Here is a 15,307-nt window from a genome sequence, read left to right on the forward strand (position 1 = left end):
ATCTCTCTACGGTTTGTGGTTTATTTTTTGTGGTTCTATGATTCTAATCGTGGTAACCTTATTTGAAATGTGAAATAGCTTACCTTATCAGTGATTGGTTGAAATTTATATCTCAACTTTTGACCACCTGTTTTTCTGGCTATATCTATAAAGCCCAATCCGCCCGTTCCTTTGTCGGAAAATTCCTGCTCTGCAAGCACTCGCTTATATAGAGCTCTTAGTTCATCTGCGTCAACCGCATTTATATCATCTAGTCTCTTTTGAATCTCTTTCGTTTTTTCTGATGGTATATAATTACCCGTTTGCAGACTATAAAAACGCTTACGTGCCGCTATCATGATTAAGGCAGAGTTGGAGTCATAGCTACTCACCTTCATGTCATCGGCATTCACCTCATCCAGGTGATAGTAGAGGTTTTGAATACATTCAGTCGCCACATTATAAAACTTCTTTTTCACCTTCCGGTTTTCCTCCAATTCCTCGAGCCTTTCTTCCAATGTCCCTATCATGGCTGTCACCAGGTCAAAGGTCAATTCACCCTTGAACATCAGAATAATGTTTTGATCGTAAATGTTTTTATAACTCCTCAGATAATCCATAAATAGGGGCAATTTTCTTTGGGCTGGAAAAGTAAGAACTTATGACTAATTAAACCAAATGTTTAATCACCTAAAACTTCATGGTGATAATCAATCGATTAAGGTCGCCAGCAATCCAACCCTAAATTTTTCCAACGGCAAAGCTATGATAATAATAGACTTACCAGATTAAAAATCTATCAAAAGGCAAATTATGCTTTTCTTTATTACTTTAGTATAGGTTGCGAATGCCGAATTGAGCTTAGGTAATTTAATTAGCCAGTTCTAATGGAAAATCTGTATAAAAATGTAATATTTCCAATAAACGTTTTTTTGTCATAGATTTGAGGGACTTGCTAATAGGATTTTTTTAATTCAATCGGCGGAGAAGATTAACTAGTTAAGAGTTTAAACCAACTATGTCTAAGGTATGTTAAAGAAGGATTTATATGCCAATGTATACATTTTAACAGCATTGGTTCTTATTGGGGCTGTAGCATATTACGTATTTGTCCTGCAAAAAGAGATTAAAAACTCGTTCAACCAAGATCCTCGCTTAGTGCAAATTGCAGCCGATCAGACTGCTTTAGGTCAGCAGATTGTTAAGTCTGCGGTTGGAATGGGATACGCAAGAAATCAAACCCAGTTTGATTATTTCAAAAATGAACTTAGGCGTACGTACCCACGATGGGTAAAAGGTCATCAGGCACTTATAAATGGTGATGAAGATCTGAACATTGGTCAACCATCTCAGACAGATGAATACCTGGCATTGCAAGATGAATTGAAGTTCCTGTTCTTCGACATGAACAGCAACGCTCGAAATGCGTTGGATGCTTCATTTAGTCTCGACGAAACGAATATCAATAGACTATCACTCAGAAAGGCGATAAGTGGACTAGTCAATGCCGTCGATAAGTATGAAGAAGGAGCAGACGGGCTTACGAGTTACTTTGTTGATAATGCCCAAAACAGGGGGGCTAGTATAGGCCTTGCAGAGTATGTAGGATTTTCAATCTTCATAGGAATATTCCTTGTCCAGGGATTTTTCATTTTCCGTCCATTGGTAAAGCTTGCCAGCGAGAATTATTTATCTGCAAACAAAGCTTTTGTCAAGGTTAAGAAATCAGAGCAGCAGTTGAAGATCAACTTCCAAAAGCAAAAGCTTATTAACAAGAAACTATACCTATCCAGAAAAGAGCTAGAGGAGAAAAACCTGAAGCTAGAGGAATCCGAGTCGAAATTGCTGAAATCGTCAGAAGAGCAAATTAAGATTAACGAACGATTGATTGCTGCTCAGGATGAATTGAACCTGGCATATAAGAAACTGCAGGACTCAGAGGTTGAGATTAGGGAGCTTGCGGATAAACAACTACAGGATAATGAGAAATTATTCCTTGCAGAGAAAAAGCTACAAGCTACACTTGAGAAGGAGCAGAAATCAAAAGAAGAACTTGCCAAAGCACTTGATTCTTTGAAAGGCGCTCAGTCGCAGTTGGTACACTCTGAGAAAATGGCATCACTGGGTCAGTTGACTGCAGGTATTGCCCACGAGATTAATAACCCAATTAACTTCATTTCGAGTGGTATGGTATCTCTTAAAATGTCTATCGAGGCAATGAGGGAGATTTCAGAAGAGTACACTAGACTCGATGACGGGGATGATCCGGAAGATGTATTAGAAGCTGTCAAGGAGCTTAAAGAAGAGCATGAATATGATGAGATTGTAGATGAGCTTGACGACCTGATTAATGACATTAATTATGGTGTTCAGCGTACAATTGAAATTGTGAAAGGATTGAGGGTATTCTCAAGACTTGATGAGGAAGAAGCGAAGAATGCAAATGTCAATGAGAACATTGATGCAACACTTACGCTACTTCGTAACAAAACGAAAGGTAAGATTGAAATTACCAAGCATTACGATGAGAGCATGAAGGAGATTGAATGTTATCCGGGTCAGTTGAACCAGGTATTCATGAACATCCTTAATAATGCTGTACAAGCAATGCCGGATGAGAAGAAGGATGCTGAAATTAAGATTTATACTGAGGAAGCTGACAATGAGGTATACGTTCGAATAAAAGATAATGGAGTGGGTATACCGGATGAAATTAAGAACAGAATCTGGGAGCCATTCTTTACTACCAAAGAAGTAGGAGTAGGTACCGGACTGGGAATGTCAATTACTTATGGTATCATTGAAAAACACGGAGGAAAAATTGAACTTGCAAGTGAAGTAGGAAAGGGAACGGAGTTTGTGATCACACTTCCTAAAAAGATAACTCCGATTAAAAAGAAAGAAGACAAGGAAGTAGCTGAGAGTAATTAATATTAAACAACATTAGACCTAGGGCAGGATGGAAGAGATTCATGACCAGCAGCAAATAGATAGACCAACTCAAAAGAAGAAGTTTTCACTTCTTTATGTGGATGATGAGGCTACAAATCTTAGAGTATTTAAGGCCAATTTCAGGAAATTCTTTAATGTACATACCTCTACAAACCCCATAGAGGCCATTGACATACTCAATGAGGAAGATATACAGGTGATTGTCACTGACCAGCGAATGCCGGAAATGACAGGTACCCAGTTTTTAGAAAAAATTCTTCCTGATCATCCGGATGTCATTAAGATCATTTTGACCGGCTTTACTGATATTGAAGCGATCAAAGATGGGATAAACAGGTGTGGTATATTCAAGTACATTACCAAACCATGGAATTTTGATGAAATGAAGGGAGTGCTCGAACGAGCCGTGGAAACCTATCAGCAGGCAGCTGAAAGTGAAGAACACATCAAGGAGCTGGAGGATAGCAATGTAGAGCTTGAAAGTAGGGTAAGAGCCAGAACTGAAGAACTTAATAAAATTAATAAGCGACTTATTGATAGCATTAGATATGCCGGACTACTTCAGCAATCAATGCTTCCAAATGATCGCTACCTGAGCAGGCAATTCAAAGATCACTTTGTCATATTTGAAACCAAGTATTTATTCAGTGAAGAATTCGTTTGGACAACCCGATTGAATTTTAGGTCTGAAGACTATACCGTAGTTTCTCTCATTGAATTTGATGGTAAAGGGATTGTAGGCTCTCTTAAAACATTAATTGCAGACTCAGTGCTCAATTACTTAACGCACGACAGAAAAATATTCCATTCAGGAGAGATTATAAATGAACTAAAATATGAATTGGATGCTGCAGGATCCGATGAGCTTCAATGTGATTTGAAAGTTTCTGTTGCAGTATTTGATCATAATGCAAATACATTACAATTTAGCGGAATCAATCAGGACATGCTCGTTTTCAATGGCCAAAAGTCTACTTTCCTAAAAGGCGATGAAGGCGATCATTTTGAAGATCCTATTGCGGATAAAATTGGAATTGAACCAGATGCTTCCTACTATATGTATTCAAATGGTTACTACAATCAGGTAAATGAAGATGGAGTAAAGTTCTCTTATGAGAAGTTTGAAGAAATGCTTAAGTCAGCTCAGGACAAACCAATGAATGAGCAGAGAGAGTTTCTTATGAGCAACTTGCAATCATGGAAGTCTGGAACAAGTTTAAATGATGATATTTCCATCATTGGATTTAAACTTTAATAATCGGGGATGGCGACAAAGGCAAGCAGTTTTAAGAATTGGTGTACGGAAAACATTAGTCCACAATCGTGGACCAGGATATGTCTTAAATCAGTAGATGCTATTCGGGCAAAAGGTCATAACCTTAAAGAAATGGAGGATTTGAATCCGGACATTGAAATGGATGATGAGCTTTTGGAGGCGCTCAATGATGCACTATCCCAGCTTTACGAAATGAAAGTAAATGAAGAAGTTTTAGCTCCGCACTAACGGAGCTTTTTTATTTTACCTCGAAACCAAGCACACAAACGTCATCTGTTTGACTGGTATTTTTAGACCACTCTCTAAAGGTATTTTCGATAATCTTCTGTTGTTCCAGCACCGGCTTCTTAGAAGTATCTTCAATCAGTTTATTAAAGTTTTTGGACATGAACTTCTTGTCAAATTCTCCTCCAAATTGATCCTGGAAACCATCTGATGAAAGGAATATCCGATCTTTTACATCAAGCTGGATAACTTCTTTGTTTAGTTGCGCATGCACCTCTTGTTCGTCTCCTTCAATTCCTCCTACCATTTGTCGTGGAGTTTTATAAATGGTCAGCTTTTCACTGCCATGCTTCATGAGTCGAAGTGGAATACCTGCCCCGGCAAATTCCATTTTTAGGGTATCCAGATCGATAACGCAGATACCAATCTCCATACCGTCACGGTTTACCTCATCGGTATCCCTTTGAAGTTCAAACTTGATTACTTTATCCAATCGCGAAATGATCTTCTTTGGATCCAAATAGTTTTGGTAATAGACAATATTGGTCAGCTGATTACTTCCCATAATTGACATGATTGCCCCGGGAACACCATGACCGGTACAGTCACCACATGCGATAATCATGTATTCATTATTACCTCTTCTTACCCGTTCAAACCAATAGAAATCTCCTCCAATAATGTCCTTAGGCTTGTAGGTCACAAATGAATCAGGAAAAATGCTTCTAAGGGTTGTGATCGGAGGTAACGTAGATCGCTGAATCCTTTCAGCATAACTAATACTATCCCTGATTTGAGAAGAAACCTGCATTAGCTGATTCTTCTGCATTTCAATCTGTGTCTTTTGATCAATGAGTTGCTTGTTGGTTTGTCGCTGCTCCTCAATTTGACCAATCAAGCTTTGTGAGGTCTGAGCCATTTGTTTGGCTAGCTTACCTATTTCGTCCTTAGACCCTATCGGTAACTCTACGTCCAGATTTCCTTTACTAAGCTCCTCTGCTGCCAGACTAAGTTTTACAATAGGCTTTACGAATATGTTGGCAGCAATTAAGGAAAGAACAATTGCCACTAAAATGACCGGTAATACAGCCCATAGAATCTGTGATCTGATTTGTTTTAAAGGAGCATACGCCCGCTCTTTTGGTACACTTAAAATAAGCACCCAATCATTACCGGTAAACGTTAGGTAGTTCGTTTCTCTAGTTACGAAATACAAGGCATCTTGAGTTTCCAGAAAATTAACTCCGGGCTCATTCAAAGATGAGATAAGGTCATACTTGCCATATTTTGCTGAAAGGATACTGGCAGGATTAGTATTTGAATACAGGATAGTTCCGGTATCATCTATCAAGTGAATGTCCAGGTTTCTAGATGTGTCCGAGCTTAGCGAATATTCACCAACAATTTTGAACAATTCATCCACCAGGATTCTCCCAACCAAAACGCCTACTTCCACATTATTATCATTCCACACTTTGGAAGCAAAGTGCATCACAACTCTCCCAACGGACACAGACTTGGAAACATCTACTGTTTCATCCTGTCCCTCATTTAACTTAGTCCAGTAGAGGGTGTTGGGATGTTCTTTACCGATGGAAATCCGTTTACTATCGGCGATTCTTACTCTATTGGTATCAAAATATGAAAATGAATAGTAGAGATTATTCAGGTTTTCAAGTTCTTGCAATCTTTCAGTGATTGTTTCTGAATCCAGGTTTGGATCTACGAAATAGGTGTTTTTAGACGCCATTCTCACATCGTTTAGCCTGGAAAACATGAAGCGTCCGATATCTGAACTGATCCCTTTTGATTGCTGGGTCATACTTGTCACAATCTCTTCCTTAAGGGTTTGCTCAACTTTTTGATCTGCAAAAAAGGAAAGTACACCTGCCGTAAATAGAACAAGAAAGAGACAAAGTATGGTTAGCTTGGCGTATATGTTCATAAATGCGGTTATCCGTTAGGGCAGTAAAAATAAACTATTCCTAGCGCTAATCTATGGCATAAATCCAATAAGTCCATGTCTGTCAAGGCCGCTTTCTTCCATTGAAGGTATTATATTAGTGACTCCAAATATCACTGCTTATGAAGCTCGCCTTATTCTCGCTGATAGTTATCACTTCATTGAGTCTTTCAGCACAAAACTTAACCACCTACAGAAGTCCTAAGTCGGTAGATGAAACCGTAGAGAAGCTTGTCGAAATTATCAAACAAAAGAAGCTCGCTTACTTTGAGACGGTGGAACACGATAAAGTTGCTGAAGAATATGGAGTAGAAATCCCTCCAACACGAATGATTCTTTTTGAGGATCCTAATTTGATGATTGAATTAATATCCTGTAGACAGACAACTGCTTTGGATTTGCCAATGAAAATACTGGTATGGGAAGAGCACGGGGATGTTTATATTGGGTTTTTCGATCCTAAGGTCATGAAAAAGAGATTTTTGCTCAATGAATGCGATGATATAATCACAAGCATGTCTCGATTAAAAGTACGCGTTGTAAATGAAGCGCTTAAGGACGATTAGTAAATGGAATTGCCCATCTGACTTTATCCCATCGGAACTTTAAGGAATCCTCTGCAAAATAAAATAGCATTCTCTCCTGAGATTGATCTACCATTCTTGGCTTGACTGTAAGCCGGAAGGCATCCAACGAGTCTTTGTAGTTATAGCTTCCCCACTGTTCCCACTCCTTGTTAAATATGATGGTCCATTCATCCCGGTTTGGAATGGTAAACAAAGCGTAATTGCCACTATCCAGTTTATTGGTATCTACATATATGGGACCGTCTATAGATATGAATGTTGCATCATTTGCACCGGTTCGCCACATTTCGCCATAAGGCACTAAAAAATCCGGACCCTGCCCAAATATCTTCCTGTCCTTCACACCGGGGCTGCTAAACTCAATGGAAGCACTAACGCCGTGAATAAAAGTACTATCAGTTCGAAGAGGAGAGGGCCTTCTTTCAGGATCTGTGTTACATGAAGAGGTCATGAAAAACACTACCCCCCAACTCAAATGAATGATTGAATTTGAACAAAAAAATGTCCGAAATTGAAAATTATGTTTCATTGGGTTAGACGATAACGATCTGAATAATAGTAGGTTACAGATTTGGGTATATTATTTGCCAGTCTTAAGATATAAACTATTAGTAATATGGGAATTATTGGAATAGAAATACCCCAACTTAACGAAGAACAAGACATTGAAGTTGAAGTTCGCGTAAACGGTATTAAAAAACAGTATCAATATCGTGTAGAAATCTTTCATTGGGATGATTGTCCTTATCCAACAGAAGATCGGGTAGAATGCATCCGTCAGCTTGTGAATGGATATGACAACAATTGGGATCTTGCTCACATCGGGTTACCTACAGACGAATATATTCCGATTACCTTCAGAAAAAAACGCTAGAAAGGCAAATCATCATCTTTGGAGAAGTCTTCCTTAGCCCACTCCTGGGTTGGGGGAGGAGGTGTCTCGTTTCCAGATGATGAAGCTGATTTAGGATCTACTCGCCATGCTTGAAGACTGTTGAAATATTTGACCTGGCCCTGTGGGTCGGTCCACTTTCTTCCCTTTAAATTGAAGTTTACAGTCACTTCGTCACCAACGTTAATTGAATCCAGCTGTTCACAATTACTTTGAATTAGCTCAAATTTGATAAACTCAGGATACTGAGGGTTTTCCGCATATTCCAATACAAACTCTCTTTTCTTAAAAGTTTCCTTAATGTTTTGAGTATCAAACTTCTCAACAATTTTACCTTCTACTATCATACTATTTTTAAACTATTATTCAATTTTGGTAGTTCAAGATGCAAGTATGACAAAGTCTAAGAAATATTTCTTGATTGGTGCCATCATTTTTGTGATAATCATGATTTTTATTCTAATAGACATGAGCAAAAGAACTACGGCACCCTGGGAAAAGGACAAACTCGAAAACGAGGAATGAATAAGAAAAAAGTAGATATCGCTCAAATTGATCTTGAAAAGGATAGAGATAAAATCACCGACATCCCCGGTTTGATTGAATATGCACATCATGCCGGTAGTGCGATCATTAAACCGGAAGATAAGGGACGCATTAAAGGAAATGCAGTTGCAGCAATGCATGACCAAACGGATAGACAGTTCAGACAGCTGTATGAGCAAATGCAAACCTTAATCAAGCAAGCACAATATTTACAGGATCGTGTAAAAGTTTCAGAGCGTATCTACCAGGCAAGCGTACCTTTTCAGCCGGTGGTTGGGAAAATCTACTACTTATATCTAAAGAAAGATGGGTCAGATTTGCTGTCCATGGTAAGCCCAGATGAATGGGGGCATTCATTTCCGTATGAATCATTTGAAGCAGAGGTAAGGTTACTATCGGATCATACATGGGAGGTAGTTAAAACAAATAACCAAGAATTTAATTATTAGATAGTAGGTTATAAAAACCATGATCTATAGAATTTACGTTCCTTAAGTATGCTGTTAAAAAATAAGTGCCTTATTGTTTTCGCCTCAATCCTTGTTTTTGGTTGTGCGAATAATTCAGAAGATGATGTACAAGTAGACTGTGATGCATCCGATCTCAGTCTTACCGTTTCTGACTTTCAGAAATCTGATTGTAATACTCCGGGATCTATAGAAGTTTCAGCGACAGGTGGAGATGAACCGTACACCTACAGTATCGACGGTTTTGCTTTCCAGGAGAATAACACTTTTTCGAACCTGTTTGCCGGTAATTTCAATCTTCAAGTAAAAGATGCCACCGGATGTATAGCGGAAGTAACTTTTAATCTGGAATCCGAACCATCTGGTATAGAGCTAACTCTTAGTAGTGAAGAATCCGACTGCTTAACTCCAACAGGCTCAATCATTGCAAATGCTTCAGGAGGTATAGGAACGTTAACATTTAGTATAAATAATGGTAGCTTTTCAAATGAAAACACATTCGATCAACTAGCAGCAGGAAATTACACAGTCGAGGTAAAGGATGAAGAAGACTGCACAGTAACCAAGTCAATTAGGGTGAATTCCTTAACCAGTTTAAGTAATGATATTATCCCAATTATCAATCGGAGTTGCGCAATATCCGGGTGTCACAATGGTTCAATTTCACCTAACCTAACCTCATCGACCAGTGTAATTAATAATGCATCGCGAATTAAATCTGAAACCCAACAACGGAGCATGCCAAGGGGTAGCACCTTACCTCAAAGCGAAATCGATTTAATTGCATGCTGGGTAGAGGATGGAGCGAAAGATAATTAGGATACCAAGTACATACCTTTAATGTTGATACATTTATTTGTATCTTTAATTAGAATCAACATCAAAGCGTCATGAAAAATTTATTACTCTACACTGCCTTATTTTCAATGATGCTCTTCATAGGTTGCTCCAATGACAGTGAAGAGCCCGCTATTGATTGTAGCCAATCTGATCTTTCAGTTTCTATCTCTAATACTACTGAGCCATCATGTAGCAGCTCAGGTAGCATTACTGTTTCGGGTTCCGGTGGCACAGCTCCTTATGAATACAGTCTTGATGGTAGCAATTTTCAAAGCTCCGACCAGTTTCAGGATTTAGTAGCCGGAAGTATTACCGTGACCGTACGTGATTCAGATGGATGTGAGGCAGAATTAATGACCACATTAAATGCGGGGGATGGTATTGCTTTAGAGATAAACACCCAAGAATCTGATTGTTTGGAGCCTACCTGATCACTTGAGGTGATTGCCTCCGGAGGAGATGGCTCTTTTATGTACTCGCTCAATGGAGGGAGTAGTCAAAGTGCAAATACGTTCAGTAACCTACCCACAGGGGATCATGAATTGACAGTGACTGATGGATCCGGCTGCACGGCTACTGTGGAAGTAAATATTAGCTCTACGGTGAGCCTGTCAAGTGATATTATGCCTCTTTTACAGAGGGAGTGCACATTTGCAGGTTGCCACAATGGTGATAATGGCGCCAATAGAAACTGGACTATCAAAGATAATGTGCTGGCACAGGCTGATAATATTAGAACCAGAACTCAAAGCGGGTCTATGCCTCGTTCTCCCGGTCAGCTGACTCAAAACGAAATTGATCTAATTGCATGTTGGGTAGATGATGGAGCAAAAGATAACTAACTGATTATGATTCGAAAACTACTATTTCTTGGATTCTTGCTTGCATGTCTTGCTGGATTTTCCCAACGTTTCAAATCCACTGACTCATATATAAAGTTCTTCTCCGATGCTCCAATGGAGGATATTGAAGCGATTAATGAATCAGCTAGTAGCTTGATTGATTTGGACAATAAAGCAATAGTTATTGTGATACCCATCAAGTCTTTTAGTTTTAAGAAGAAGCTGATGCAAGAACACTTTAACGAAAATTATCTCGAGTCCGACAAGTTTCCAAAGGCCACTTTTAAAGGAAAAATCAGAGACTGGGACGGTCAAGAAGGCACTTCAAGGGCAACTGCAGAGGGGACCTTAGAAATTCATGGTGTGACACAAGATGTGACCATTGATGGAGAGATTGTGTATCAAAATGATACCATTAAAATTTCAACCGTTTTTCCAATACGATTGGAAGATTATGATATTAAAATTCCCAAAGCGGTTTTTTATAATATCGCTGAAGAAGTAGAAGTAACTGCCAATTTTGAATATGCACCTTATGAAAAAGATTAGTACACTTTTAATGTTTCTGTTCTCTGTCAGTGCTTTTGGACAGGATGAATTAATGGAATTGCTTGAATCTGAAGAGGCGGCTGACAAGGGCTATGTGTCGGCTACATTTAAAGGAACCAGGGTAATAAATGGCCACTCGATTGAAACCCGATCAAATGGAGTGCTTGAGTTTATTATTAGTCACCGTTTTGGCACACTCAATTCAGGTTATGAAGAATTTTGGGGGTTAGATTTCTCTAATATCAGACTGGGATTAGAATATGGACTTACCGATAATCTTAATATTGGGATAGGCAGGTCATCTTTCGATAAGGTGATAGATGCTTTTGTTAAATATCGATTTTTGAGACAGTCAGATCGAACGCCTGTAACAGCCACGTTCTTTTCCAGTATTGCCCGAAAGACGGTAGATCAAATAGGGCTTGAAGGGATTGATCGAAATGCTTATACAAGCCAACTATTGATTGCAAGGAAGTTTAATTCAAATTTCAGTTTTCAATTGGCTCCTACAGTCATTCAAAGAAATCTTGTAGCCACCAATGATGATGCAAACCTTTTGATCGCTATCGGAATGGGAGCCAGGTATAAAGTCTCAAACAGAATTGCGATAGTTACAGAATATTATCCGCAGGTGTCAGATAAATCAGACCAGTTTCAAAATGCCTTTGCTATCGGAGTAGATATTGAAACAGGAGGTCACGTATTTCAGCTTCATTTTACAAATTCGGTTCAAATGAATGAGCGTGGTTTCATAGGAGAAACCACCGATGACTTTTGGGATGGAGACATCCATTATGGATTTAATATTACGCGTGTTTTTGATTTAAGACCTAATAAATAAGCGACTCATTTTCTGATATTCTCTATATTCATGGAGAAATCAAATAAATGAAACGATACCTCTGTTTTTTTGTGTTCATTCTAGCCTTCCAACTGGCCAAGTCTCAGGATATAATTGTGACAGTAGAAGGTGATACCATAGAATGTCAGATCACCAGGGTAACGGACGAATTCATTCACTTTTCTGTTATAGACAAAAGCGGCGTGCTTTTGATGAGAACCAGATTGCCTGTGTCACAGATTCAGCATTATGAGCAGCATGATGTCGCTACGCAAGAAGAGCAACCACAAGAACCATTAGATAATTCTCAAGTTGTAATGATGGAAGAGTTTGATCCTGCCACGTTTAGGCTGGGGATCAATGCAGGCTATACCTATCAGTTTGGAGGATATGAGGAGATGCCTGATTCATACAAAAAACAAGTACAATCCTTATGGAATTTTGGAGGAGATATCCATTATTTTATTACTGATGAGGTCGGAATTGGTGGAAAGTATAATTACATATTCACTGAGGCAGATGAAGATTTTGAGCCTCCATTTAGCACTATCTTTGGGTTTAACAGTTTACGAGATGAGCGAATAACATTTAGTTATATCGCTGTATCTGTTTTGTATCGAAATTTCTTGTACGACGATCAAATCGTAAATTACTATGTGGCCGGAGGGGTCGTTAAGTATAGAACCGATTGGAAGGGAGACGGACTGCCTTATTATCAAGAAGGAGAAACTTTTGGAGTGACCCTCGGGGTTATATATGATATTTTGTTGTCAGAAAATTTCGGAGTTGGTATAGGTGGAGAAGTTAATATCGCTCACCTGACAGAGTTTGATAACAATGGCATTGTCGTTACTTCGGACTTTTCTCTCACCCGATTTGATTTCACAATAGGTATCAGATTTTTAAAATAACCTTACTAATTAGATAGTTGCTCGCAGTGCTAAAATGATATTTCTACCCGGCGCACTAATTCCGGACGAATATGGGCGATAGTGTTTATCTAAAATATTCTCAATACCCGCATTGATATTCAGGTTTTCATTCACCTGATAGCTTGATTTAAGATTTATCGTGTACCATCCAGGGGAACCCTCATCAGTATATAGGTACGGCTTTCTGTCAATTTCCGCAGATGGAATGTCATCCCTGTCACGATCACTGTTGTATTCGATGTAAAACTCTGACCTGAATTTCTTCTCCTGGAAGGTTAAGGCTGCTTTGCCGAAAATGGGTGTAGTGTGTCTCAATGGTTGATCGTTGGTGATATCTCGACCTCCGGTGTAGCTGATGTTTTTGGAAATGGCCCAACTATCGGCAATCTCAGCGGTAAAGCCAATACTTCCTCCATAAAGCTCAGCATCTCCGGTGTTTACTTTAGCAAATACTTCCAGCGTTTCTCCATTGAAATTGGCGGTGCTACTTCCGTTAAGTTCAAAAGGACCATCTACAATAGCATCAAATAATCGGCTGTGAAACGCCACTACTTTGAACATAGATCTCCCTGTTTTTCGTTGGTATGCTAGCTCATAACTTAGGGAATACTCTGGCTTTAAATCAGGATTAGGAACCACTATACTGTTTCCGATATCAAAAACTTTCCCGACATCATCCACATTTGGAGCGCGGAACCCGGTAGATACATTGTAGCTTATTTTGTGAGACTCATTGAGGTTGATTGCCAAACCCAATGACCCATTCAAAGCCGCATTTTTGATATCAATATCTGAAAGGTTACTTGTGATTGCCTGCTGATCATTTGTTGATCCTTGAAGACTGACAGTGTTAAAGCGAATGCCGCTATTGATGGTTACCTGACTGGTCAATTCATTAACGTAGCTCCCATAAACAGCAAATGACGTGTAATCACTTCCTCCATCAGGATACCTGCTTGCTGCGTCAGTAACTTCTCCGGTTTCTATGTTTTTTTGGAAGGCATCTGAAGTAATGTCGTTGTGGTAAAAATCGATTCCATAATAAAGATTTGAACGATTGAACTCCTTATCAAAATCGAGTGATGCCGAATACATATCTACGATTTCAGACCGAGTCCTTAACCCATCATTTCCAAAATCACGATCATTTCTACTTTCTTCAAATTGTTGGTAAGCAAGAGTGACCCTCGCCTGATCAAAGAGCAAGTTGCTCTCATAGTAGTTTAACTTCAAATTGTGCATTTGCCATTTTTGAGGACCGTAATACCATTCAGCAGCAGCTAATGAATCTGTATTTGGTCCCAATGTTTCAGTAAGGTTATCATACCTGGGAATATCAGAAGTCGTACTATAATAAAACCCATAGCTAATATCCGTTACAGGACTGAGACGGTATTTTGCTTTTGTAACCGTATTGAAAAGGTCGTAACCGGAAAACTTTTGCACATTAATGTCATCGTTTCTAACCAGTCGGTCTGTGCCATTGACTCTCTCTACATAGAACTCACGTTCAAATTCTCCTTTATATCCTCCTGATCGATTTCCTCCGGCTCTTAAGTCATCAAATGCAGTAAATGAGGAAGAATGAAAAAATGTAAATTTCTTCTGGCTGACCGATGCGTCTATATGGCCGGTTCTTTCATTGGCGGCTGTGCTGTATCGCATCAATCCGTTTACCGAAACATCGGCTATATTGTCTGTAGACCATTTAGGTTCTATCGTATGGAAATCCATAACACCACCAAGCGCGTCGCTACCATATATCACAGAACCCGGACCGAAGATCACCTCAGAGCTTTCCAACGCATTTGGATCAATATTTATCACGTTCTGAAGATTCCCACTTCGAAAAATGGCGTTGTTCATCCTAACACCGTCAACGACCAATAAAACGGAGTTTGCAGCAAAACCTCTGATTTTTGGAGATCCACCACCTAATTGACTTTTTTGAACAAAAACCTGGCCTGAACCAGCAAGAAGATCGGCAGATGTTTGTGGGTTCTGAAACTGTATGGTTTTTTTATTTACAGTCATGATTTGCTGAGAAACACTTTCCTCCGACTGTTCCCACTTATTAGCCGAGATGACCACTTCATTGAATGACATGATCTTTTCCTTTAATGAAACACGCAAGTCATTTCCTAAATACGCGATGGATTGCTGATGAAAGGAGGGGTGTTGGAAGAAAACAAGACCTTTTGGAAAAGATGAAATATCAGCAATTCCCTTTTCATTGGTATAAGCCACATCATCCTTATTCTCATGATAAATAAATACATCCACGACGGGCTTTCCGGTAGCATCGTCAACTACCAGTGCATTTTGTGAGAAAATGTTGAAAGAAATAAAGAAAAGTACAAGTGCAACTTTGAGATTTAGACTCATTCAGTAGTAAATTTCGATTCGATGTTTTTTT

General features: G+C 39.1%; 17 protein-coding genes. 12 read left to right on the forward strand and 5 right to left on the reverse strand.

Annotated features, from left to right (window positions below):
* Nucleotides 1-35: 35 nt before the first annotated feature.
* Nucleotides 36-599: a SiaB family protein kinase gene (locus ACQK2H_RS09650; RefSeq protein WP_425391230.1), complete on the reverse strand. Its 564-nt coding sequence runs from the start codon at nucleotides 597-599 to the stop codon at nucleotides 36-38.
* Nucleotides 600-1,008: 409 nt separating this feature from the next.
* On the opposite strand from ACQK2H_RS09650, the gene ACQK2H_RS09655 reads away from it, so the two are divergent.
* From ACQK2H_RS09655 to ACQK2H_RS09665, 3 genes are read left to right on the forward strand one after another with little or no spacing between them, the layout of a single operon-like run.
* Nucleotides 1,009-2,910 carry an ATP-binding protein gene (locus tag ACQK2H_RS09655; RefSeq protein WP_425391231.1) on the forward strand — a complete coding sequence of 634 codons (1,902 nt, stop codon included), beginning with the start codon at nucleotides 1,009-1,011 and terminating at the stop codon, nucleotides 2,908-2,910.
* Between the two features lie 28 nt (nucleotides 2,911-2,938).
* A complete protein-coding gene (locus ACQK2H_RS09660; protein WP_425391232.1) occupies nucleotides 2,939-4,186 on the forward strand; it encodes a response regulator in 1,248 nt (415 codons plus the stop codon).
* A gap of 9 nt (nucleotides 4,187-4,195) precedes the next feature.
* The gene (locus ACQK2H_RS09665; protein WP_425391233.1) at nucleotides 4,196-4,435 is read left to right on the forward strand and encodes a hypothetical protein; all 240 of its coding nucleotides are present in this window, start codon (nucleotides 4,196-4,198) and stop codon (nucleotides 4,433-4,435) included.
* A 10-nt stretch (nucleotides 4,436-4,445) separates the two neighbouring features.
* Here the strand turns inward: ACQK2H_RS09665 and ACQK2H_RS09670 are convergent, their stop codons facing one another.
* On the reverse strand, nucleotides 4,446-6,377 hold the full coding sequence (locus tag ACQK2H_RS09670) for a SpoIIE family protein phosphatase (protein WP_425391234.1): 1,932 nt from the start codon (nucleotides 6,375-6,377) through the stop codon (nucleotides 4,446-4,448).
* Nucleotides 6,378-6,517: 140 nt separating this feature from the next.
* Here ACQK2H_RS09670 and ACQK2H_RS09675 point away from each other — a divergent pair, with 140 nt between their 5' ends.
* Nucleotides 6,518-6,961, forward strand: coding sequence for a DUF302 domain-containing protein (locus ACQK2H_RS09675; protein WP_425391235.1), 444 nt, complete (start codon nucleotides 6,518-6,520; stop codon nucleotides 6,959-6,961).
* Here the strand turns inward: ACQK2H_RS09675 and ACQK2H_RS09680 are convergent.
* Nucleotides 6,948-7,433: a DUF2911 domain-containing protein gene (locus tag ACQK2H_RS09680; RefSeq protein ID WP_425391236.1), complete on the reverse strand. Its 486-nt coding sequence runs from the start codon at nucleotides 7,431-7,433 to the stop codon at nucleotides 6,948-6,950. The two genes, ACQK2H_RS09675 and ACQK2H_RS09680, sit on opposite strands and share 14 nt — an antisense overlap.
* Nucleotides 7,434-7,598: 165 nt before the next feature.
* Here ACQK2H_RS09680 and ACQK2H_RS09685 point away from each other — a divergent pair, with 165 nt between their 5' ends.
* Nucleotides 7,599-7,856, forward strand: a complete 258-nt coding sequence (locus ACQK2H_RS09685) for a hypothetical protein (RefSeq protein ID WP_425391237.1) — start codon at nucleotides 7,599-7,601, stop codon at nucleotides 7,854-7,856.
* Here ACQK2H_RS09685 and ACQK2H_RS09690 read toward each other — a convergent pair.
* On the reverse strand, nucleotides 7,853-8,221 hold the full coding sequence (locus tag ACQK2H_RS09690; RefSeq protein WP_425391238.1) for a DUF3127 domain-containing protein: 369 nt from the start codon (nucleotides 8,219-8,221) through the stop codon (nucleotides 7,853-7,855). The two genes, ACQK2H_RS09685 and ACQK2H_RS09690, sit on opposite strands and share 4 nt — an antisense overlap.
* A 174-nt stretch (nucleotides 8,222-8,395) precedes the next feature.
* Here ACQK2H_RS09690 and ACQK2H_RS09695 point away from each other — a divergent pair, with 174 nt between their 5' ends.
* From ACQK2H_RS09695 to ACQK2H_RS09725, 7 genes are all read left to right on the forward strand, one after another.
* On the forward strand, nucleotides 8,396-8,869 hold the full coding sequence (locus ACQK2H_RS09695; RefSeq protein ID WP_425391239.1) for a DUF2452 domain-containing protein: 474 nt from the start codon (nucleotides 8,396-8,398) through the stop codon (nucleotides 8,867-8,869).
* Nucleotides 8,870-8,917: 48 nt separating this feature from the next.
* A complete protein-coding gene (locus ACQK2H_RS09700; RefSeq protein WP_425391240.1) occupies nucleotides 8,918-9,706 on the forward strand; it encodes a hypothetical protein in 789 nt (262 codons plus the stop codon).
* A gap of 71 nt (nucleotides 9,707-9,777) precedes the next feature.
* Nucleotides 9,778-10,158, forward strand: a complete 381-nt coding sequence (locus ACQK2H_RS09705; RefSeq protein WP_425391241.1) for a SprB repeat-containing protein — start codon at nucleotides 9,778-9,780, stop codon at nucleotides 10,156-10,158.
* A gap of 9 nt (nucleotides 10,159-10,167) precedes the next feature.
* Nucleotides 10,168-10,569, forward strand: coding sequence for a hypothetical protein (locus ACQK2H_RS09710; protein WP_425391242.1), 402 nt, complete (start codon nucleotides 10,168-10,170; stop codon nucleotides 10,567-10,569).
* A gap of 6 nt (nucleotides 10,570-10,575) precedes the next feature.
* Nucleotides 10,576-11,118 carry a YceI family protein gene (locus ACQK2H_RS09715; protein WP_425391243.1) on the forward strand — a complete coding sequence of 181 codons (543 nt, stop codon included), beginning with the start codon at nucleotides 10,576-10,578 and terminating at the stop codon, nucleotides 11,116-11,118.
* Nucleotides 11,105-11,959, forward strand: coding sequence for a DUF5777 family beta-barrel protein (locus tag ACQK2H_RS09720; RefSeq protein WP_425391244.1), 855 nt, complete (start codon nucleotides 11,105-11,107; stop codon nucleotides 11,957-11,959). The genes ACQK2H_RS09715 and ACQK2H_RS09720 overlap by 14 nt, the downstream gene beginning before the upstream one ends.
* A gap of 47 nt (nucleotides 11,960-12,006) precedes the next feature.
* On the forward strand, nucleotides 12,007-12,870 hold the full coding sequence (locus ACQK2H_RS09725; RefSeq protein ID WP_425391245.1) for an outer membrane beta-barrel protein: 864 nt from the start codon (nucleotides 12,007-12,009) through the stop codon (nucleotides 12,868-12,870).
* A gap of 9 nt (nucleotides 12,871-12,879) precedes the next feature.
* Here the strand turns inward: ACQK2H_RS09725 and ACQK2H_RS09730 are convergent, their stop codons facing one another.
* Entirely contained in the window at nucleotides 12,880-15,276 is a 2,397-nt protein-coding gene (locus tag ACQK2H_RS09730) for a TonB-dependent receptor (protein ID WP_425391246.1), read from the reverse strand.
* Between the last annotated feature and the right edge of the window lie 31 nt (nucleotides 15,277-15,307).

The sequence above is a fragment of the Ekhidna sp. genome (assembly GCF_965228795.1).
Lineage (GTDB): Bacteria > Bacteroidota > Bacteroidia > Cytophagales > Cyclobacteriaceae > Ekhidna.